23 protein-coding genes are annotated in these 19957 nt (G+C 47.6%); 20 read left to right on the top strand and 3 right to left on the bottom strand.

From position 1 onward, the window contains the following. Positions 1–50: 50 nt before the first annotated feature. From FTT89_RS04675 to rdgB, 7 genes are all read left to right on the top strand, one after another. Positions 51–734, top strand: coding sequence for a Fe2+-dependent dioxygenase (locus tag FTT89_RS04675; RefSeq protein ID WP_104499714.1), 684 nt, complete (start codon positions 51–53; stop codon positions 732–734). Further along, on the top strand, positions 731–1834 hold the full coding sequence (locus FTT89_RS04680) for an alpha-hydroxy acid oxidase (protein ID WP_373687250.1): 1104 nt from the start codon (positions 731–733) through the stop codon (positions 1832–1834). The genes FTT89_RS04675 and FTT89_RS04680 overlap by 4 nt, the downstream gene beginning before the upstream one ends. Before the next feature lie 264 nt (positions 1835–2098). After that, positions 2099–3796 carry a 2-isopropylmalate synthase gene (gene leuA / locus FTT89_RS04685; protein WP_005180175.1) on the top strand — a complete coding sequence of 566 codons (1698 nt, stop codon included), beginning with the start codon at positions 2099–2101 and terminating at the stop codon, positions 3794–3796. 84 nt (positions 3797–3880) lie between these two features. Next, positions 3881–5041 carry a homoserine O-acetyltransferase gene (locus FTT89_RS04690; protein ID WP_005180176.1) on the top strand — a complete coding sequence of 387 codons (1161 nt, stop codon included), beginning with the start codon at positions 3881–3883 and terminating at the stop codon, positions 5039–5041. Continuing rightward, positions 5041–5634 carry a methionine biosynthesis protein MetW gene (gene metW, locus FTT89_RS04695; RefSeq protein ID WP_005180178.1) on the top strand — a complete coding sequence of 198 codons (594 nt, stop codon included), beginning with the start codon at positions 5041–5043 and terminating at the stop codon, positions 5632–5634. Before FTT89_RS04690 ends, metW begins: the two co-directional genes overlap by 1 nt. Beyond that, positions 5631–6221, top strand: a complete 591-nt coding sequence (locus FTT89_RS04700) for a tetratricopeptide repeat protein (RefSeq protein ID WP_075167424.1) — start codon at positions 5631–5633, stop codon at positions 6219–6221. The genes metW and FTT89_RS04700 overlap by 4 nt, the downstream gene beginning before the upstream one ends. Before the next feature lie 105 nt (positions 6222–6326). Continuing rightward, complete coding sequence (gene rdgB, locus FTT89_RS04705) at positions 6327–6953, top strand: RdgB/HAM1 family non-canonical purine NTP pyrophosphatase (RefSeq protein ID WP_180057096.1); 627 nt, start codon at positions 6327–6329, stop codon at positions 6951–6953. 195 nt (positions 6954–7148) lie between these two features. Here rdgB and FTT89_RS04710 read toward each other — a convergent pair whose 3' ends face one another. Then, the gene (locus tag FTT89_RS04710; RefSeq protein WP_180057095.1) at positions 7149–8030 is read right to left on the bottom strand and encodes a permease; all 882 of its coding nucleotides are present in this window, start codon (positions 8028–8030) and stop codon (positions 7149–7151) included. A 161-nt stretch (positions 8031–8191) separates the two neighbouring features. Here FTT89_RS04710 and tatA point away from each other — a divergent pair, with 161 nt between their 5' ends. The 4 genes from tatA (at position 8192) to FTT89_RS04730 (ending at position 12088) form a co-directional block, all read left to right on the top strand. Further along, the gene (tatA, locus tag FTT89_RS04715; RefSeq protein WP_005180185.1) at positions 8192–8416 is read left to right on the top strand and encodes a Sec-independent protein translocase subunit TatA; all 225 of its coding nucleotides are present in this window, start codon (positions 8192–8194) and stop codon (positions 8414–8416) included. A gap of 19 nt (positions 8417–8435) precedes the next feature. Next, complete coding sequence (gene tatB, locus FTT89_RS04720) at positions 8436–8882, top strand: Sec-independent protein translocase protein TatB (RefSeq protein ID WP_160240949.1); 447 nt, start codon at positions 8436–8438, stop codon at positions 8880–8882. After that, complete coding sequence (tatC, locus tag FTT89_RS04725; protein ID WP_180057094.1) at positions 8879–9661, top strand: twin-arginine translocase subunit TatC; 783 nt, start codon at positions 8879–8881, stop codon at positions 9659–9661. Before tatB ends, tatC begins: the two co-directional genes overlap by 4 nt. Positions 9662–9841: 180 nt before the next feature. Further along, positions 9842–12088 carry a PhoX family phosphatase gene (locus tag FTT89_RS04730; RefSeq protein ID WP_005180190.1) on the top strand — a complete coding sequence of 749 codons (2247 nt, stop codon included), beginning with the start codon at positions 9842–9844 and terminating at the stop codon, positions 12086–12088. Positions 12089–12145: 57 nt separating this feature from the next. On the opposite strand, the gene FTT89_RS04735 is transcribed toward FTT89_RS04730, so the two are convergent. Next, positions 12146–12928 carry an NRDE family protein gene (locus tag FTT89_RS04735; protein ID WP_180057114.1) on the bottom strand — a complete coding sequence of 261 codons (783 nt, stop codon included), beginning with the start codon at positions 12926–12928 and terminating at the stop codon, positions 12146–12148. A gap of 94 nt (positions 12929–13022) precedes the next feature. On the opposite strand from FTT89_RS04735, the gene lgt reads away from it, so the two are divergent. The 9 genes from lgt to msrA all read left to right on the top strand — a co-directional run bounded on the left by lgt (position 13023) and on the right by msrA (position 19225). Beyond that, positions 13023–13832 carry a prolipoprotein diacylglyceryl transferase gene (gene lgt, locus FTT89_RS04740; RefSeq protein WP_005180193.1) on the top strand — a complete coding sequence of 270 codons (810 nt, stop codon included), beginning with the start codon at positions 13023–13025 and terminating at the stop codon, positions 13830–13832. A gap of 83 nt (positions 13833–13915) precedes the next feature. After that, positions 13916–14293, top strand: a complete 378-nt coding sequence (locus tag FTT89_RS04745; RefSeq protein WP_016658550.1) for a hypothetical protein — start codon at positions 13916–13918, stop codon at positions 14291–14293. Further along, positions 14294–14668 (top strand): hypothetical protein, encoded by a 375-nt coding sequence (locus FTT89_RS04750; protein WP_168382356.1) that lies wholly within the window; start codon positions 14294–14296, stop codon positions 14666–14668. A 184-nt stretch (positions 14669–14852) separates the two neighbouring features. Further along, positions 14853–15344, top strand: a complete 492-nt coding sequence (locus FTT89_RS04755; protein WP_005180198.1) for a lipocalin family protein — start codon at positions 14853–14855, stop codon at positions 15342–15344. Positions 15345–15545: 201 nt separating this feature from the next. After that, positions 15546–16388 carry a thymidylate synthase gene (gene thyA, locus FTT89_RS04760; RefSeq protein WP_005180203.1) on the top strand — a complete coding sequence of 281 codons (843 nt, stop codon included), beginning with the start codon at positions 15546–15548 and terminating at the stop codon, positions 16386–16388. 100 nt (positions 16389–16488) lie between these two features. Continuing rightward, positions 16489–17001, top strand: coding sequence for a dihydrofolate reductase (locus tag FTT89_RS04765; protein WP_016658548.1), 513 nt, complete (start codon positions 16489–16491; stop codon positions 16999–17001). Between the two features lie 29 nt (positions 17002–17030). Beyond that, positions 17031–18101, top strand: a complete 1071-nt coding sequence (locus FTT89_RS04770; RefSeq protein WP_160240947.1) for a DUF4105 domain-containing protein — start codon at positions 17031–17033, stop codon at positions 18099–18101. A gap of 75 nt (positions 18102–18176) precedes the next feature. Then, positions 18177–18638 (top strand): META domain-containing protein, encoded by a 462-nt coding sequence (locus FTT89_RS04775; RefSeq protein WP_005180208.1) that lies wholly within the window; start codon positions 18177–18179, stop codon positions 18636–18638. A 65-nt stretch (positions 18639–18703) separates the two neighbouring features. Then, a complete protein-coding gene (gene msrA / locus FTT89_RS04780) occupies positions 18704–19225 on the top strand; it encodes a peptide-methionine (S)-S-oxide reductase MsrA (RefSeq protein ID WP_168390906.1) in 522 nt (173 codons plus the stop codon). A gap of 69 nt (positions 19226–19294) precedes the next feature. On the opposite strand, the gene FTT89_RS04785 is transcribed toward msrA, so the two are convergent. Beyond that, on the bottom strand, positions 19295–19936 hold the full coding sequence (locus tag FTT89_RS04785) for a fumarylacetoacetate hydrolase family protein (RefSeq protein WP_016658545.1): 642 nt from the start codon (positions 19934–19936) through the stop codon (positions 19295–19297). Between the last annotated feature and the right edge of the window lie 21 nt (positions 19937–19957).

Consider the following 19957-nt stretch of genomic DNA (forward strand, 5'->3'; position numbering starts at 1 on the left):
TGGCTTTATGATGACAGACAGCGCTCTGTCTGAAGGATGATTCAAGTCTCATGATGCTGCATGTTCCTCAAGTTCTCAGTAAAGCGGCCGTGGCTGACATTCGTCAGCAGCTCGACCAGCACACCGCCTGGATTGATGGCCAGCACAGTGCCGGGCCACAGGCAAAAAAAAGCAAACACAATCTGCAATTTGACCCACAGCATCTGGTGTATCCAGCGCTGGCTGAACAGATTGAACAGGCACTGAGACAGCATCCGCTGGTACAATCTGCGACCTTAGCCAAACATATTCTACGGCCGATGTTTAACTGCTATCAGCAGCAAGGGACGTATGGCAATCATGTCGACAGCGCCGTGCATTATTCGGCTGCACATCAGCAGCTGATTCGTACTGATGTTTCCATGACCTTATTTTTGTCTGAACCGGAAGAATATCAAGGTGGCGAACTGGTGATTGAAGACACTTACGGGGCTCATGAAGTCAAGCTGGATGCCGGTGATGTGATTCTCTATCCCGCCACCAGCCTGCACCGGGTAGAACCGGTCACTGCCGGGCGGCGCATTGCCGCCTTTACCTGGGCACAAAGCATGATTCGCGATGACTGGCAGCGCAGCATGCTGTTTAATCTGGATATGACCATTGGCCAACTGCGTCAGCAACTTGGCGATAATGAACAAGTGCTGCAACTGACCGCGCATTATCATAATCTGCTGCGTCAATGGGGCGAACTATGATGCCTGCCCAGCCACTGCCGCCACTTACCCAGATTCCAGCCTATCTGCAAACCATTGCTGACTATGAAGCTCAGGCCAGCAAACATTTAACGCCGGCCACCTGGCACTATTTACAAGGCGGCGCCATGGATGAGCGCAGCCTGCAACAGAATCTGGACCAGTTTCAGCAGCTGCAACTGCTGCCCAGAATGCTGCGTGACCTAAGCCAAGGCCATACCCGCTGCGAACTGTTCGGGCAGGAATTTCCCCATCCAATTTTTCTAGCCCCGGTTGGCCATCAGCAACTGTTTCATCCACAGGGTGAACTAGCCACTGCCCTCGCAGCAGAAGCGGTGGGCAGTAATCTGGTCCTGAGTCATTTAAGTACTACCGATCTGCGTGAAGTTGCGCCAACAACCTCTCTTAAATGGTTTCAGCTGTATTGGCAAGGCAATCGCGAACAATCGCTGGCACTGGTGCAACTGGCAGAGCAACAACAGTTTAAAGCCATTGTGGTGACCGTCGATTCACCGCATAGCGGCGTTCGTGACCGTGAACGTCGGGCCGGTTTTCAAGTGCCGGCGCATCTGCCTCATCCGCATCTATCTTCCTTTACATCCCCCATCCTCAGGCCAGAGCAACATCCCCTGTTTGATGGTCTGATGCAACAGGCACCGACCTGGGAAGATATCGCCTGGCTAGTACAGCAAACGTCTTTACCGGTGCTGCTCAAAGGCATTGTGCATCCTGAAGATGCTCAACTGGCATTGCAATACGGTGTACAGGGACTGGTCATTTCCAATCATGGTGGCCGGGTGCTAGATGACTGCATTAGCCCGCTAACAGCTCTACAGATGATGCGTACACAACTACCGGCAAATTTTCCCTTATTGCTAGATGGCGGCATCCGCCGCGGCTCCGATATTTTTAAGGCGCTGGCCTTGGGCGCATCCGCCGTGCTGATTGGCCGGCCGTATATTTATGGTCTGGCAGTAGCCGGTGCGTTAGGTGTGGCGCATGTGATTAAAATTTTGCGGGAAGAACTGGAAGTGACCATGGCTTTAATGGGAACGGCGCGCCTGCAAGAGATCAATAGTCGCTATATTTTTCACAAAAACTAGATCCAGTGAAATTTTTTATCTCCACAACCTTTAATGATGCAAATTAAGAGAATAATTTCCACTTCAGTTGGCTTATATTTATCTTAGGAATTTGCAAGACCGCGAACGGTACCAGCCAGGTAGCAACTCTTTCTGAGAATGTGGACTGATCCTAATATTTTCCGGAAATACGCTTGTAAATTGATACCATAGATACCATCTATATAAGTAGTACGTTGCTTTTTTATAAGCTTAAGCAACCCATGCTTCACAAGGAGTTACCTCATGATGTTGGCTGATCCAAGTAAAAAATATCGTCGCATGTATCAACGTGTTGACTTGCCAGACCGTCAATGGCCGAATAACGAAATTACAAAAGCGCCTATCTGGATGAGCACCGACCTGCGTGATGGTAACCAGGCAATTTTCGAACCAATGAGCATTGAACAGAAGTTCAAAATGTTCCAGATGTTGGTGAAAATTGGCTTTAAGCATATTGAAATTGGCTTCCCGTCTGCTTCACAAATTGACTTCGATTTCACCCGTAAATTGATTGAAGAAAACCACATTCCAGATGATGTGTATATCGAGGTTTTGGTTCAGGCACGTGACCATTTGATTCAGCGTACCTTTGAAGCATTGGAAGGTGCAAAACGCGCGATTGTACATATCTATAACTCCAACTCGCCAACCTTCCGTCAAAAAGTCTTGAATGTTGATGTCGCGGGTGCCAAACAGTTGGCCATTAACGCTGCTGAAAAAGTGAAAGAATACGCAGCGCAATATCCAGAAACGGACTGGATTTTCCAGTACAGCCCGGAATGTTTCACCGCAACCGAATTGGAAGTGGCTAAAGATGTCTGTGACGCCGTGACTGAAATCTGGGAAGCTTCTCCTGAAAACAAAGTCATCTTAAACTTGCCTGCGACTGTAGAAGTTTCGACTCCAAACGTATATGCCGACCAGGTCGAGTGGATGCACCGCAACATCAAACGTCGTGACGGGGTGATCATCTCTGTTCACTGTCATAACGACCGTGGCTGTGGTATTGCTGCCTCTGAATTGGCAATTATGGCCGGTGCTGACCGTGTTGAAGGTTGTGTGTTTGGTAACGGCGAGCGTACCGGTAACGTTGACGTGGCAGCAATTGCCTTGAACATGTACACCCAGGGCGTGGCACCAGAATTGGATTTCTCTAACATCAACGAAATTATTGCGACCGTAGAAGAATGTACCGGTTTACCTGTGCATCCACGTCATCCATATGCCGGTGATTTGGTCTTCACGGCGTTCTCGGGTTCACACCAGGATGCAATTAAAAAAGGCTTTGAATACCAGAAAAACGAAGAAATCTGGGATATGCCTTACTTGCCAATCGATCCGAAAGACTTGGGCCGTGACTATGATGCCGTGATTCGGGTGAACTCGCAGTCAGGTAAAGGCGGGATTGCTTACTTGTTAGAATCGAACTACAACGTGGTGTTGCCGCGTCGTGTACAAATCGAGTTCTCGCAAGTGGTGCAGCAAGTGACCGATGAAGAAGGCACTGAAATTTCAGCACAGCAAATCTGGTCATTGTTCCAGCAAACCTATGTCGATGCCAAAGATTCACATTATTCTGCCAAGAGCTATAAATTGTCTGATGACAATGGCAAACAGGTAATTGAACTTGAAGTGGTGGTGAATGGCTCGACACAGCAGTTGCGCGGTGAAGGTAACGGTCCGATCTCGGCCATTTTGGATGCCTTGCAGTTACCAATTGATGTCTTGAACTATGAAGAACGCGGCATCAGCTCGGGTGCCAATGCCAAAGCCTTGGCCTTGGTTGAGTTGCAGGTGAAAGGTACCGGTAAATCTGCCTTTGGTGCCGGGGTGCATGACAACATTGTGACTTCATCCATTGAAGCCATTATTGCCAGCACTAACCGTCTGATTGATCAGGGCGTATTAAGCAAAGAACAATTGGTTGCTGCTGCCGTTTAAGCACATAAAGTACTTTAGAAAGGATACCCCAAGTGGTATCCTTTTTATTTATTCATTCTAAAGATTCTAAGGCGAATTATTCCTGTGTCTTTCCCTGCTAACTCTGTGGGTGTCGTAACGCCACAACAGTTTCAATTTGAAGAGCCGTTAGAGCTGGAATGTGGACGCATTCTGCCACGTTTTGAACTGATGGTTGAAACTTACGGAAGCTTGAATGCCGACAAATCCAATGCCATTTTAATCTGCCATGCCCTGTCCGGGCATCATCATGCGGCGGGCTATCATCATGAAGATGATAAAAAGTCTGGCTGGTGGGACAGCTGTATTGGTCCGGGCAAAGCCATTGATACCTCTAAATTCTTTGTGGTGGCACTGAACAATATTGGTGGCTGTCATGGTTCGACCGGTCCAACCTCACCCAACCCGGAAAATGAAAACCGCCCTTATGGTCCGGATTTCCCGCTGGTGACGGTGCGTGACTGGGTCAAAACCCAGGCCATGCTATCAGACCGCTTAGGCATTCAAAAATGGTATGCAGTGATTGGCGGTTCTTTGGGGGGCATGCAGGCCTTGCAATGGTCGGTTGATTATCCGGACCGTCTGGAAAAATGTGTGATTATTGCCAGTGCGCCAAAACTGTCGGCACAGAATATTGCCTTTAATGAAGTCGCGCGTCAGTCGATTCTTTCTGATCCTGATTTTCATCATGGCCGTTATCTGGAACATGACAGCTATCCAAAACGTGGCCTGATTCTGGCGCGGATGGTCGGACACATCACCTATCTGTCTGAAGAAGCCATGAAGCAGAAATTTGGCCGTGACCTGAAACTGGGCAAATTCATGTACGGTTTCGATGTCGAGTTTCAGGTGGAAAGCTATTTGCGCTATCAAGGTGAACAGTTCAGCCGTAACTTTGATGCCAACACCTATTTAATTATGACCAAGGCGCTAGATTATTTTGATCCGTCGCGTGAATACGAACAGTCGCTGGTACAGGCCATGGCCCATACCCAATGCCAGTTCCTGGTGATTTCGTTTACCACCGACTGGCGTTTCTCGCCTTCGCGTTCACAGGAAATTGTCGATGCGCTGATTAGCAACCATAAACCGGTCAGCTATTTAGATATTGATGCCGAACAGGGCCATGACTCCTTCCTGTTCCCGATTCCGTTATATGTCAAATCTTTAAGAGCATTTTTGGGAGGTGCAGAACACCTCAAGGCAACCCCGCAGGAGGCTGTGTAATGCGTATTGATCAGCAACTTGCCGAAAAGTGGATTAAGCCCGGTTCCCGCGTTTTAGACCTCGGTTGTGGTGATGGTGAACTGCTGGCCCACATGAGTAAAAAGCACAATATTCGTGCTTACGGCCTGGAAATTGACCAAGAAAAGATTGCAATTGCCGTCAGTCGGGGGTTAAATATCATCCAACAAGACTTAAACCTCGGTTTAAGCCGCTTTGCCGACCAGTCTTTTGACTATGTGGTCATGGCACAAGCCTTGCAAGCTGTAGATGCACCTGACGTATTATTGCGTGATATGGTGCGTGTCGGAAAACAGGCGATTATTACCTTTCCGAACTTTGCCCACTGGAGGACCCGTTCTTTCCTGGCACTGAAAGGAAAAATGCCGGTTTCAGAAGCTTTGCCGTATATGTGGTACAACACCCCGAACATCCACCTCTGTACTTTCCGTGATTTCGAAGCACTCTGTGCTGAAAACAATATCCGTATTATTAATCGACTCGCTGTGAATGGGGATCAACAAGTTAGTTTACTCAGTAAACATATCCCGAATCTGTTTGGTGAAGTCGCAATTTATCGAGTGAGCGCTCTATGAAAAAATTATTATTAAGCACGACGCTACTGGTTGGACTTTTTAGCCTGCAGGTGCATGCAGATTATGTGGCACCAGGCAGCTCGGTGTCGAGCCAGGCCGCCCAGTATTCGGTGATGGACATTCAGGGTCTGATTAAAGCCGCCAAAGCCGGTCAGGCCGGTGCGCAGTTCTATCTGGCAACCAAATATCTGCATGGTCAGGATGTCGCCAAAGATGAACGTCAGGCCTTTGCCTGGTATAAAGCCGCTGCCGATCAGGGACTGTCTTCAGCCCAATTGAACGTAGGCCGTATGCTGGCTGATGGCATTGGCACCAAAAAAGATGAAGTCCTGGCCCGTCAGTATTTTGAAAAAGCGGCCAGTCGCGGTGATAACCGTGCCAGCTTTAACCTGGCGATGATGGAAGAGAAAAAGAAAAACTATATGGGCGCTTATCAGTGGTATGAACTGTCTACCCGTGATGGCATGCTCGACAATAAAGTAATTTCTTTATCTGAAGGCAAAAAAACGGCCTTGGCCGCCAACCTGACCCAAGAACAGATTCGTCAGGCACGTGACCGTGCCGACAAATGGATTCAGGCACAATAAGCCAGGTTCAAAAACACTAGCACCTTCGGGTGCTTTTTTCATGCCTGCTGTCTGGCGGTTTTCGGTTAAACTAGCCTGCATGTTTTCAATCATGAGTAATTCGAGATGACTGCACCTGCTTGGCTCTCTCAAGTCACCCTGGTTCTGGCCAGCAATAACAAAGGCAAAATTGCGGAATTTGAAAAACTGTTTGCAGAACTGAATTTACCGGTTGATGTCATCCCGCAAGGCCAACTCAATATTGAAGATGCCATTGAAGATGGTCTGAGCTTTGTTGAAAATGCGATTATTAAAGCGCGTCATGCCTCTAAAATTTCTGGCAAGCCTGCGATTGCTGATGATTCTGGGATTTGCGTACCGGCACTGGGCGGCGCACCGGGAATTTACTCTGCCCGTTATGCTGGCGCACATGGCAACGATGCTGCCAATAATGAAAAACTGCTGGCAGACTTACAGCCTTTACGCAAAGACGGAACCGCTATTGAAGGCATGTTTGTCTGTGTTCTGGCCCTGGTGCAGCATGCCGAAGATCCTTTACCACAAATTTTCCAGGGCATCTGGCAAGGTGAAATTCTGGATGCACCACGTGGTGAAAATGGTTTTGGTTATGATCCACTGTTCTGGTTACCGGAGCTGGGTATTTCCAGCGCCGAGATGAGCAAGGAAGAAAAAAATAAGATCAGCCATCGAGGTCAGGCGATGCAGCTGTTTAAAGCGAGTTTGGAGAAGTAACATCCTTTTAAAACTCCTCCCTTTGAAAAAGGGAGGCTGGGAGAGATTCTTCTATACATCTTTCTTCTGACGCTAAAATATTGCTCATTTCTACAAAGGGTTTCCGTAAATCCCCCTCTTTAATAAAGAGGGACTTTCAAAAACTTTTATACCCTCTCTCTAACTCTCTCCCAAAGGGAGAGAGAACTTTTTGATTTATAAACCCGGCACCAATATATGCACCACCACGCCATATACGCCAATCAAAATTGCACTGGCAATCGTTCCTGAGGCAATATATTTGGCCGAATCACCGGTGCCCTGATAATGGGTTTCTAGTGCCACAATATTGGCAGCCGGTGGCAGCAGGAAAAACATCAGCATGACGGCATAAATCAAGGTCTGCTGCGGAATGGGTAAACACCAGTACGCCACAGCACATAGCAACAAGGCCAGCGGAATACGTGCGACCAGTAAACCCAGGCTACGCTTTAAGTCAGCCCAGCCAATCCGAACTTTACTCAGCCACATCCCCAGCACGCACATGCCGGCAAAGGTCACCAGTACTTTATTGCTTTGGTAAATCACTTGTAGCCAGGTCTGATGTTCAAACTGGCTCACATCCCAAAAAGATAGAATACCCGCCAGACTCAGGGCAATCACCGGCGGTGAAAGCAGCACATTTTTAACAATAAACTTTAATTCTTGCCGGGTTTGGCTCACCGCCATCACCGCACAGACATTGCCAAATAAGGATCCGCCAATATACAGCGCCACAATAATACTGCTGGCCGCAGGTCCAAACAGGGCCAAGGCAAAGGGAAAACCCAGCCAGGCCCCATTTAAATAACTGAAGCACAGTGCGATCAGTTTATCTTTTTGCAAGACATAAAAGACCGCAAAGAAAAGGATGGAACTGATCAGACTAAAACCAATCAGCCACAAGCTGCCGTCCTGATAAAACACCATGTTGTAGATAATCAGTAACGGAATAAACAGCCGGGCCAGTAACATCGCTAGCACCGGACGCAACGGCTTTAAATACGCGACCCCGAAGTATCCAATCAGAAATGAAATTAGCGGAAGCAGCAGCGCCATGCGGGTACACAGGAAGGCAGAAAAGTGGTGATTATCCTAACATAATTGATGGCACAACATGCTTTTAGCCCATCTGCTGTCTTTGAATCGCAATATTCCTGTCACCTCGCTGTCATCTAGACCTGTTGAGATATGTCTTGAATTAAAAAGAGGTAAATATTATGGCTGGTTTATCGATCTGGCACGTTCTGATTTTTGCAATTGTGGTAATTCTTCTGTTTGGTACATCTAAACTGAAAAACCTGGGTAAAGATGTGGGCGGTGCGGTTAAAGACTTTAAAAAATCAATTAAAGATGATGAAACGACCACTGCGGCCCTAAACGAGCCACGTACCATTGAACATCAAGCGACATCATCTGATGTTAACACGACTGTAAAACAATAATTTTTCAGGTAATTTTGTTATGCTCAATATTGGAATGGCGGAGCTGCTGTTTTTCGGCATCATTGCATTATTGGTGCTGGGTCCAGAAAAGCTGCCTGAAGCTGCACGTTTTGTTGGAAAGTGGTACGGCAAAATTAAACGTACCATCAGCAATGTGCAAAATGATATTGATCGGGAACTTCGACTTTCTGAACTGCGTGAACAGATGCAACAGGAAATGGCACGTATTCAGGAACTTGAGCAAAAAATGCAGTCTCAGATGCATGAGCTAAAACAACAAAAAATATTCGCGGAAGAACAACCGAACCAGACCGCTGCAACGGATAATAAAAATTTGCCGACGCGTTATACCTTTATTGCCCCGCAACCTTCGCTGTTGCTGCGTCCTCAGCATCAACCGCTAACCGCGACTGAAGCTATCCCTCCGACCACGTCACAATTTACCGATTATAAGGTGGCTGTATGAGTCAAAGTTCTCCTTCTCAATTGCCAGCGACGACAGTGGGCGAGCAGGCTGCTTTAGAAGAAATGCCGATCACCAAACATCTGGTGATTCTGCGCAAGCATTTATTTAAGATTGTGGGCCTGGTTATTGCGCTGTTTTTCTGCTTATTGCCTTTTGCCAATCGCACCTATCAGATTTTATCTGAACCGCTGCGTGCGCAGTTGCCGACCTCATCGACCATGATTGCTACCGATGTCACGGCCACCTTTATGGCACCGTTTAAGCTAAATTTTTTTGTGGCGTTGATGATTGCGATGCCGTTTATTATTTATCAGCTGTGGGCTTTCGTAAAACCGGCCTTATATGAAAAAGAGAAAAGTCTGGCATTGCCATTGCTCATAAGCAGTATTGCCCTGTTTTATATTGGGATTTCATTTGCTTACTTTATTGCACTGCCGTCAATTCTGCACTTTTTCATCAGTGTGTCACCGGAAACAGTTGCCCCGATGACGGATATTAATAGCTATCTGACTTTTTGTTTGAAACTGTTTTTGGTGTTCGGGTTTACCTTTGAAATTCCGATTATTACCCTATTGCTGATTTTAATTGGTGTGGTTAGTACCCAGCAGCTGGTCGAAAAACGTCGCTTTATTATTGTTGGCTGTTTCTTTGTTTCGATGTTTGTGACCCCACCGGATGCGCTGTCGATGATTATGCTGGCCATTCCAATGTGGATGTTATTCGAATTGGGCTTATTTGCAGGCAAGCTGATTGAAAAGCGTCGGCTGGCTGCAGAATAAGTTTTTACAAACCCGATTAAAAAAGAGCAGCTCCGGCTGCTCTTTTTTATTTTAGTAAACCATTGTTCTTATTTAACTTTTTTGAAATATTTTCTTCAAGGTACTGTCATATTCAGCGGGTAGTTTATTTCTAGCTTTTAAGCAGCAACCAAGCCATTAAAGAAAAGCTAGGACTTTTAAATGAACAACGATGAAATGATTCCGTGTCAGGATCTGACCGAAGATAGTAACACTTCAAATAATACGCATTTTCAAACGATTCTTGATCAACATATGAATCGTCGTGGTTTTATTGCAAAAACTACAAGTGGGGCAATGGCATTAGCATTTGCAGCAAGCGTGAGCGGCTGTTCAGATGATGATAATGATTCTGCTAATTCAGGTGAAAATCCAACTACTCCTCCAGACACAACCTCTCCTGACCAGCATGAGTGGAGCGATCTGAACGCCCGCCCGAATAAATTAACCTTTGAACCTGTGAGAAAAAATACAGCGAACTTCTTCAGTGTTCCTGCAGGCTACCAGCTAAAAGTGTTATATGCAGTAGGCGATCCAATTAACCCTACTTATCCAGAAAAAACCGATGCTGAACTACCATCAGGTGCATCTTATCAATTCCGTGCCGGCGATAACCATGATGGTATGAGCTTCTTCGGTATGCATCCAACCAACAAAAACTATGCTGCCAAAGAATCAAAACAAGGCTTGCTGGTATTAAACCATGAGTATCTGCAGCAATCTCAGTTACATACCCCTGTGGGCACGATTTCAGTAGATGGCATCCGCCCTGAAGATCAGGTTTTACGTGAAGTAAATGCTCACGGTGTATCTGTTGTTGAAATTAGCAAAGATGAAAATACCCAAGACGTTAAAATTAATTTAAATTCTGAATTTAACCGTCGTATTACTGCCGCAACTGAAATGGAAATCCGTGGTCCAGCGCGCGGTTCTGATCTGGTTAAAACCCGATTCTCTCAAGACGGTACTTTAACACGTGGTACATTTGCAAACTGCGGTAACGGTTATACACCTTGGGGGACATATCTGACTGCAGAAGAAAACTGGAGCGGTTATTTCGCTCGTCAAGCCAATGACACACGTGCCATTGCAAAAGAAGAAATTGCCTTATCACGTTATGGTCGTGGTGGTGCTAATGCCCGTTCTTCGCAATATTTATGGAATACGCCAGTTGCCGAGTTAACTGGTGACAAAGATCTGTATGATCGTTGGGATATTTCAGTTAAAGGTGAAAACGCGCTAGCAGACTACCGTAATGTCATGAACACTTGTGGCTTTATTGTTGAAATTGACCCGTTTAGCGCAACTGAACGTCCAGTAAAACGTACTGCACTCGGCCGTTTTGCACATGAAGATTGTCGTTGTAGTAACCCGATCCCTGGTCAGCCATTAGCGTTCTATATGGGTGATGATGCGACAGGTGAATATATCTATAAGTTCGTATCAGATGCAGTGTGGGACCCTAAAGATGTCAACGGCGGCTATGCCGCTGGCGACAAATATATGAATAACGGTACATTATATGTTGCCAAGTTCAATGATGATGGTACCGGTGAATGGTTAGAACTGTCGCATAACCAGAATGGCCTCACCTCTGCGAATGCAATCTATCCTTTCTCCGGTCAGGATGATGTCGTTGTTCATGCCCGTCTTGCTGCAGACCACGTTGGTGCAACCAAAATGGACCGCCCAGAATGGGTTGCAGTGAACCCTGAAAATGGCGAAGTTTATGTCACCTTAACCAATAACAGCAGCCGTGGTCGTTCGTATCCAACTGATGCCGCTAACCCACGTAGCTATATTGACTTCAAGGGCACAAGCGCAAGTAGTTCCGGAAACATGAATGGCCATATTATTCGCTTCCGTGAAGAAGGCGACACGGTAGCCGCTACAGCATTTAAATGGGATATCTTCTTATTTGGTGCTGAAGCACGCGCTGAGTCAAACATCAACCTGTCTGGTCTAGACGATATGAACGACTTCTCTAGCCCGGATGGTATGTGGTTTGACCCACGTGGTATCCTTTGGATTCAAACCGATGATGGTCAATATACAGATGAAACCAACTGTATGATGCTTGCAGCACTTCCAGGTTCAGTCGGTGATGGCGGTACCGCGATTGCAGCAAGTACCAAAGCAGGTGGTCAAGAAACAATTGTGGGCGCACAGCTTTCTAATGACCGTGTCCGCCGCTTCCTGGTTGGTCCATCTGGCTGTGAAATTACCGGGGTAACCATTACACCTGACTATAAAGCGATCTTTGTCAATGTTCAGCATCCAGGTGGTGCTTGGCCAGCAAACCAAAGTACCCGCTACAGTGCGTTAGGTAAAGTTCCTCGTTCAGCTACTGTAGTCATCACCCGTAAAGACGGTGGTCCGATTGCAGGTGAGGCACTAGAGCAAGCATAAAACGCTTTCTCTTAAGCATCCTTAAACTTAAAAATACCGGCTTGATGCCGGTATTTTTTATTTCTGTAGTGGAATATTCAGCTCCACGATCTGTCCGGCGGTTTCACCCTGCTGGCTTTTCTCTAACCAGTGCCATTGCTGAGCATTTAATCTTAAAATATTGGAACAGCGTGTACCATACGCCGGACTCTGAATAAAGGTCGACGACAATAACTCTTCCAGCTCGACAGAAATACCGGTTTCTGGCAATAAATCTGCAATCACCTTGCGTTCATCTTCCAGAATATCCCAGGCAGCATGCTGCAGATCTGCTTCTGGCATCTGGGCTTGCTGTAACATCGGTAAAAATTCCTGGGTAAAGCGTTTACGCAAATGGCCAGTTTTTTCCCAGTGCTCGCCCATTAAGCCATTGGACACTACATATACGCCTTTGGCTAGTACTTGCGGCGCTTCCCCTCGGTTGCTCATATACACCGCCTGTTCCCGGTCGCCGACAAATAAATTAAAGCCGGCATAATCGCACTGGCGCGGCTCCAAGGCTTGCGCAAAGCGAATTGGACTTAATTCAGATTCTAGAAAATCCTGAATCAGATGCCCGCGTGAAGTCGGATAATTGTGCTGATCCTGTCCATTACGAAAATTGGTAACAATGGCCCAGCGGCCGCTGGCGGTCACGCCCATCCAGGTGCCACCCGACTGCAAGTCCTGTCCGGCATAAATCGGGCTATTTTCCCAGGCATGCAACGCCGCAGTCGGACGCTGATAAAACTCATCACGGTTTGAAATTAAACATAAAGGCAGCTCATCCAGAACCTGCCAGGCAAAGGCCACAATACACATAATTTCCTGCTCGCTATCTTTACACATTGAATGTACAACATTTTTCATCTTATTCAGCTAAAATCTGTGCAAAACAGAATGACAAGGAACAGGAATGCTGACCTATCCAAATATTGATCCGGTGGCGATATCGCTGGGTCCCTTACAAGTCCACTGGTATGGACTGATGTATTTACTGGCCTTTTTATTTGCCTGGGGTCTGGCCACCTATCGCGCCAAGCAGCGTGGCTGGACGCCGGACATGGTTTCGGACCTGATCTTTTACGGCGCGCTGGGGGTAGTCATTGGCGGCCGTGTCGGTTATGTGTTCTTTTATGGCTTTGAGCAGTTTCTGGCTAACCCGGTGTGGCTGTTTCAAGTCTGGACCGGGGGCATGAGTTTCCACGGTGGTTTCCTGGGGGTCATGCTGGCCATGCTGTTCTGGTGCAAAAAATACCAGATGACCTGGTTCCAAACCCTGGACTTTATTGCACCTTGTGTCCCGACCGGGCTGATGTTTGGACGCATCGGCAACTTTATTGGTGGCGAGTTATATGGCCGTCCGGTCAGTGATCCAAACTTTGCACTGGGCATGATTTTCCCGACCGATCCACTACAGCTGGTACGTCATCCATCACAGTTGTATCAGGCGCTGTTTGAAGGGCTGCTGTTATTTATTCTGCTGTGGTGGTTCAGTTCCAAACCGCGTCCACGTATGGCAGTTTCGGCACTGTTCCTGATTGGTTATGGTCTGGCGCGTTTTGTGGTGGAATTCTTCCGCGAACCGGACAATGGTCAGCTATTTATTGCCTGGATGAGTAAAGGCCAATTCCTGAGTCTGCCAATGATTCTGGTCGGTCTCTGGATGATGTGGTACGCCTACCAGAAAAAAATCTATGACTGGGGCCCACAGAAAAATAGTTAAACCGGAGCGAGGCATTGGCCTCGCTTTTTTTATGCCATTTTTGCTAAAGTGCATGCACCCTTGCACAATTCATCTGGTGGGCTATGCTCGAATTCTGGTTTAATCCCAACGTATCCGTACTGCAAAAACTCATGCTGTTTATTCTGATTGCAGTGGTCACCGGCGTTTTATACTGGATGCAACCGCTGGCCTATGATGCCATCCTGATGTTTATGGGCACCGGAATTATTTTTCTGATTTGCCGTTACTGCAAAATTCATTTTGCGGCACAACGTCCCACCGGTTTACTGTATCGCCTGCTGACCTGGATTCCGATTGCCCTGCTGTTGGCACTAATTTTCATGAATATGCAACAGGGTGAAATTTTATTGCCGGGCGCGCAAGGTTTAGGCTTTATGGCTCTGGCAATTTGTCTGTTCTCGCCACTGTCATTGCTGCATCAACATCAGGATCAGGCATAAATGCTCAGTTTCTGGTATTCCGCGCGTTGTCATCGCCAGCTCAAACTGATGATCTGTATTGGTACCTGTCTGCTGATTTATCTGGCCTCGACGCAGGCACAGCTGCCACCGTTTTGGGTCATCCTCAGTCTGATTCTGGGCATGGGCTTACATCTGCTGTATCAATGGATCGACCGTCGTTCCTGGCCAGAACATCAGCGCAGACTGATGTACGGGGGATTGAATCTGGCACCGCTGCTCCTGCTGGCCGTATTGCTGCTGTTTCTACCGAAAATGCAACTTTGGGCCATGGCCTTGCAAGCACTCGGCTTTATCTTGGTAGGACTGTTTATGGTGTCGATCTACCAGCAACGTGCCAAACGGTTTGACTCCTAAGCTTTATTTTCCTGTCCAATTTTTTGCATTTTAATAACCTGTGTAGCAGTTGCTGCACAGAAAACCGGGCTGAATTTACACTGCATACATGCCGAAACAGGAGCGCTAACAACAATAACCCGAATCCCGTTCAGCCTGCTTAGAATAACTGCAGTCTTTATGAAAATCATTCAGGAAGTTGTTTATGAATTCAGAACTGAACACCATTTCCGGTTTTAACCTGCAACGTTATTTGGGCACCTGGTACGAAATTGCCCGTTTGCCAATGCGCCATGAACCCGAAGACAGTACCGATATTTCCGCCACCTACAGCCTGAATGAAGATAGCAAAGTGCGTGTGCAAAACCGCCGTCTGGATGGTCAGGGTCAACTAGATGAATCGATTGGTGAAGCCACCCCGGTCGATGCTGAACATGGCAAGCTGGAAGTCAGCTTCTTGCCAGAAGGCCTGCGCTGGATTCCGTTTACCAAAGGTGATTACTGGATTTTAAAACTTGATCCGGAGTATCAGACCGCACTGGTCGGTGACCCGAGCCGCAAATACTTATGGTTGCTGCATCGTCATCCACAGCTGGATGAAGCCACACAAAATGAATATCTGGCGCAGGCCAAAAGTCTGGGTTATGACCTGAGTGACCTGATTTACACCCCGCACACCGGCCGGCCAACCGCATAGGCTGTTCCTATTTTGCTGAGGCATCTTTTTTAAGATGCCTTTTTTAATGATGATGAATATTTATCTCGGCCCGGCATCAATGTTATGATGGCTGCAATTTTATGTGCTCATTTAAAGCCAAGATCTTCAACACAGCCAGCCTTTTGCGCTGCAATGAAGGTCGACACAGGAGCCACATCACTATTTGATTGAGAGAATTTCATGCGCCAATATCTTGACCTGTTACAACATATCCTTGACCACGGCGGCGACAAAGGCGACCGTACCGGCACGGGAACCCGTTCTGTATTCGGTCATCAGATGCGCTTTGATCTGTCTCAGGGTTTTCCGCTGTTAACCACCAAAAAAGTGCATTTCCGTTCAATTGTGATTGAACTGTTATGGTTCCTGAAAGGTGATACCAACGTTCAGTATCTGCAGGACAACAAAGTTACGATTTGGGATGAATGGTCAACTGCAGAACAGACCGCGCGTTTCGGCCGTCCTGAAGGCGAGCTTGGTCCGGTATATGGCCATCAGTGGCGCAACTTTGGCGCCAGCAAAAATGCCGATAACAGCTATAATCAGGATGGTTTTGACCAGATTTCCTGGCTAATCAATGAGATTAAAACCAACCCGAATTCACGCCGTTTAATTGTATCGGGCTGGAATCCGCAGGAAGCCGGTCAGGTGGCATTACCACCTTGTCATACCCTGTTCCAGTTTTTTGTTCATAACGGCAAACTCTCTTGCCAGCTGTATCAGCGTAGTGCCGATGTCTTCCTGGGTGTACCATTCAATATTGCTAGCTATGCGCTGCTGACCCATATGATTGCCCAGGTATGTGATCTAGAGGTTGGTGATTTTGTCTGGACCGGCGGCGATACCCATTTATATGCCAACCATTTTGAACAGGCACAACTGCAACTCAGTCGTGAACCGCTGGGGCTGTGCCAGCTGAAACTGAACCCGGACGTCAAAGATCTGTTCGCGTTTAAATTTGAAGATATTGAAATTGTCGGTTATGAGTCACATCCGGCAATTAAGGCCCCGGTAGCGGTTTAAAGCCAATTAATTCCGGACAAATGCCCCATCCCCCTTTCATCGAGGGGGATTTTACATTTTAATAGGGTTAATTTTTCGCATGAGATATGGATGAAACAGCATGGCATTTCAAGGTTTAGAAGTTGTACACGTGGTGGCCATGGATCAGCAGCGCTGTATTGGAAAAGCCAATGATTTGCCATGGCATATTTCTGCCGACTTAAAACATTTTAAGGAAATTACCCAGGGCGGCGTGGTAGTGATGGGCCGTAAAACCCTGGAATCAATGGGTCGTGCCTTACCGAAACGTGTCAATTGGGTGATTACCCGAGATCCAAATTGGGCCTTTGAGGGCACCAAAGTCGCCTATTCAATTGAAGAAGCTTTAACTCAGGCCGTGGCTGATGTGCAGGCTTCAGAAAAGCCGGACAGTATTTTTATTATTGGCGGTGGTGAAATCTTTAAACAGACCATGGATATTGCCGACCGTCTGGAACTGACCCATGTCGAGCTGGATGTGCAGGGCGATGCGCATTATCCGGAAATTCCGGCAGCGTTCCAGAAAGTCAGTGCCGAGCAACATTTGGATGACAAAACTGGCATTGCATTTGAGTTTGCCAGCTACCGAAAATAAAGCTTATTTTTCTGAATGAATTCATCAGCATGCAGACACCCCAACAGCCCGAACTGGCACAGCGTTTGATTCAAGGCAGTTTGCATGGCCTGTTTAGCCTGTTTGTAATTGGCAGCTCGATCTGGCTGGTGCTGATCCTGTGGTTTCAGCAGCCGTTTGGACTGCTGTTTAGCCGGATCCTGATTGGCCTGTGGATTGCCTTTGCCATGAGCATTCTGGGCATCTATATCAGCCGGCATCTGATTAGCCGTAAACTGGATGTGCTGATTTATCTGCTGGTGTTTCTGTGCAGCCAGCTCTGGTATTTTGGCCTGCCACCTCGCCAGGACCGCGACTGGAATCCCGAGGTGGCGCAGCTGTTACATTCCGAGCGTCACGGCGATCAGGTCATTCTGCACAATGTGCGTAACTTTAACTGGCACAGCGATGGTTCCTACGAGCAGCGCTGGGAAAGTCGCCATTATGACCTGAACCAGATTCGGGGCGTCAACATCATCACTTCCTACTGGATGGGACCACAAATTGCCCACACCCTGGTCAGTTTCGATTTTGCCAATGCCGCACCGCTGACTTTTTCGATTGAAATCCGCAAAGAACGCCATGAAGAATTTTCTTCGCTGGGCGGATTCTTCCGCAAATATGAACTGAGTCTGGTGGCGGCGGATGAAAAAGATATTATCTATACCCGCAGTAATATTCGCGGTGAACAGGTCTATTTTTTCCCGCTGAAGATGCCGCAAGAAATGCAAAAAGCCCTGTTTCTGGAATATCTGACCAAAGCCGATGAACTGGCACAACAGCCCAAATGGTATAACACCCTGACCAGTAACTGCACTACCCTGGTCTTTGACATGGTGCAGGCAGTATCCAACCAGACCTTGCCCACCGATTATCGCCTGCTAGCTTCGGGTTATTTACCCAATTATTTGTATGATTTACAGGCGCTTGATCAGAGCTTGAGCATTGAAAGCTGGTATCAGCGCGCTTATATCAATCCGCGTGTGGAACAGCCGGGCCAGCTGGATAGTGCACAATTTTCAGCACTAATCCGGCAGGGTTTGCCCGCGCCATCCGCTCCTGGCGCTCCGTCAAATCAATGATACAATTTTAACTGGCGATCAAATTTAAAATTGGTTTAGATACATCCATCAGCTTTAAAATAAAGAGAAATCCATATGCTTAAACATCTTGCTGCCGTTGCCCTTTTAGGTTCAGCCCTAGTTTTTAGCGGCTGTGAAACTTTACCAACCCCGGGTGCTACCGTTGAAACTGCCAATCTTGTCCAGCTGCAAAACCGCACTTGGATTGTGACCCAGATTGGCAATACCGCGGTTCGCACCGAACCGACTGCCCACAATATTCCAAGCCTGCAATTTGATAGCGCCACCCAACGCGTTAGCGGTGCCGATGGCTGTAACCGGATTATGGGCAGCTACAGCGCCGGCCGTGACACGCTAACGCTAAGCCAAATGGCTGGCACCCGTATGGCCTGCCTCAACAGCAATGGCATTGATCAGAAATTCAATGAAGCACTGGCCAAAGTGACCCATTATCAGGTCTTTGGTAAAACCCTGAAACTGCTGGATCGTTATGGCAATTTGCTGATTCAGCTGGAAAGTGCCGTACAACCGCGTTAATACTGCACCGGCCTGCACCTTTGCAGACCTTTTTTATGAACGATTGAAAACAGAAGGCTGACCCTATGCAACAGGCAATTTTTGGTGGTGGATGTTTCTGGTGTACCGAAGCGGTATTTCTCCAACTGCGCGGTGTGGCCAAAGTGGTGAGTGGCTATGCCGGCGGCCAGATGGACAATCCAAATTATGAAGCGGTGTGCAATGGTGATACCGGCCATGCTGAAGTCATTCTGATTGATTTCGATGACAGTCAAATCAGCTATACCCAGCTGTTAAATGTGTTCTTTGCCACCCATGACCCGACCACGCTTAACCGTCAGGGCAATGATGTCGGCAGCCAGTATCGTTCGGTGATTTATTATTTAAATCCGAAGCAGCAGCAACAGGCCGAACAGATGATCCAGCAGCTCAAGGCAGAAGGCATCCCTGTGGTCACCGAAGTGACCGCTGCACCGCGTTTTTATCCGGCAGAGGCCTATCATCAGAACTTCTTTGCCAATAACCCGACGCAAGGCTATTGCAACTTTGTAATTCCACCCAAACTGATGAAGCTGCATAGCAAGTTTCAGGATTTACTCAAAGACTGAAACCAGGAAGGCTCGAAAAGCGCCATAAAAAAGGACTGCAATTGCAGTCCTCGTCGTCTGGGGAGGCGGTTAAGCCTGAACAAAAGTGCTCCAGACAAATTCCCGGGTTTTGCCCTGCAAACGCATACTTAACTGGTCATTGGCCTTTAAGGCACCCACCCCGGCCGGAGTACCGGTCATTACCACATCGCCCGGCTCCAAACTAAAACTGTGGCTAATTTCAGCCAGTAGCGCACCAATTTCAAAAATCAGCAGCGCGGTATGCCCCTGCTGACGCAGTTCGTCATTAATATGCAGCGTATAGTGCACATCTTTCCAGTCATTAATTTCTGCAACATCGACCCAGTCTGCCAGTACACAAGCCCCATCAAAGGCTTTGGCTCGTTCCCATGGATGGCCCTTCTGTTTCAGTTCATCCTGCAAGTCACGCAAAGTGAGGTCCAGCCCCAAAGTCACCGCCCCCACGGCCTGCAAGGCTTTTTGCGGATCGGTTTCTGCCTTTAAGGGCTGGTCAATACGCAGGCTGAGTTCACATTCATAATGACAGCTGCCCCAGGCCGGATTCCAGGCAATCCCGGCAGATAACGGACGCAGGCTGCTCGGCGGTTTGATAAACAGCACCGGACGATCAGGAACCGCATTGCCCAGTTCTTTGGCATGATCCGCATAACTGCGACCCACACAGACAATTTTCGATGGACGTGTATTCATGATCTTCCCTCTTATGATGTG

The organism is Acinetobacter sp. YH01025 (assembly GCF_013420185.1).
Taxonomy (GTDB): domain Bacteria; phylum Pseudomonadota; class Gammaproteobacteria; order Pseudomonadales; family Moraxellaceae; genus Acinetobacter; species Acinetobacter indicus.

Excerpts from the sequence above, each read along its gene's own strand:
- FTT89_RS04765 (WP_016658548.1), top strand. The coding sequence starts at position 16,489 with ATGGCATTTCAAGGTTTAGAAGTTGTACACGTGGTGGCCATGGATCAG.
- FTT89_RS04680 (WP_373687250.1), top strand. The coding sequence starts at position 731 with ATGATGCCTGCCCAGCCACTGCCGCCACTTACCCAGATTCCAGCCTAT.
- FTT89_RS04700 (WP_075167424.1), top strand. The coding sequence starts at position 5,631 with ATGAAAAAATTATTATTAAGCACGACGCTACTGGTTGGACTTTTTAGC.
- leuA (WP_005180175.1), top strand. The coding sequence starts at position 2,099 with ATGATGTTGGCTGATCCAAGTAAAAAATATCGTCGCATGTATCAACGT.
- tatB (WP_160240949.1), top strand. The coding sequence starts at position 8,436 with ATGCTCAATATTGGAATGGCGGAGCTGCTGTTTTTCGGCATCATTGCA.
- FTT89_RS04775 (WP_005180208.1), top strand. The coding sequence starts at position 18,177 with ATGCTTAAACATCTTGCTGCCGTTGCCCTTTTAGGTTCAGCCCTAGTT.
- msrA (WP_168390906.1), top strand. The coding sequence starts at position 18,704 with ATGCAACAGGCAATTTTTGGTGGTGGATGTTTCTGGTGTACCGAAGCG.
- FTT89_RS04745 (WP_016658550.1), top strand. The coding sequence starts at position 13,916 with ATGCTCGAATTCTGGTTTAATCCCAACGTATCCGTACTGCAAAAACTC.
- tatC (WP_180057094.1), top strand. The coding sequence starts at position 8,879 with ATGAGTCAAAGTTCTCCTTCTCAATTGCCAGCGACGACAGTGGGCGAG.
- thyA (WP_005180203.1), top strand. The coding sequence starts at position 15,546 with ATGCGCCAATATCTTGACCTGTTACAACATATCCTTGACCACGGCGGC.
- FTT89_RS04730 (WP_005180190.1), top strand. The coding sequence starts at position 9,842 with ATGAACAACGATGAAATGATTCCGTGTCAGGATCTGACCGAAGATAGT.
- FTT89_RS04770 (WP_160240947.1), top strand. The coding sequence starts at position 17,031 with ATGCAGACACCCCAACAGCCCGAACTGGCACAGCGTTTGATTCAAGGC.
- lgt (WP_005180193.1), top strand. The coding sequence starts at position 13,023 with ATGCTGACCTATCCAAATATTGATCCGGTGGCGATATCGCTGGGTCCC.
- FTT89_RS04755 (WP_005180198.1), top strand. The coding sequence starts at position 14,853 with ATGAATTCAGAACTGAACACCATTTCCGGTTTTAACCTGCAACGTTAT.
- FTT89_RS04785 (WP_016658545.1), bottom strand. The coding sequence starts at position 19,936 with ATGAATACACGTCCATCGAAAATTGTCTGTGTGGGTCGCAGTTATGCG.
- FTT89_RS04710 (WP_180057095.1), bottom strand. The coding sequence starts at position 8,030 with ATGGCGCTGCTGCTTCCGCTAATTTCATTTCTGATTGGATACTTCGGG.
- tatA (WP_005180185.1), top strand. The coding sequence starts at position 8,192 with ATGGCTGGTTTATCGATCTGGCACGTTCTGATTTTTGCAATTGTGGTA.
- metW (WP_005180178.1), top strand. The coding sequence starts at position 5,041 with ATGCGTATTGATCAGCAACTTGCCGAAAAGTGGATTAAGCCCGGTTCC.
- FTT89_RS04750 (WP_168382356.1), top strand. The coding sequence starts at position 14,294 with ATGCTCAGTTTCTGGTATTCCGCGCGTTGTCATCGCCAGCTCAAACTG.
- FTT89_RS04735 (WP_180057114.1), bottom strand. The coding sequence starts at position 12,928 with ATGTGTATTGTGGCCTTTGCCTGGCAGGTTCTGGATGAGCTGCCTTTA.
- rdgB (WP_180057096.1), top strand. The coding sequence starts at position 6,327 with ATGACTGCACCTGCTTGGCTCTCTCAAGTCACCCTGGTTCTGGCCAGC.
- FTT89_RS04675 (WP_104499714.1), top strand. The coding sequence starts at position 51 with ATGATGCTGCATGTTCCTCAAGTTCTCAGTAAAGCGGCCGTGGCTGAC.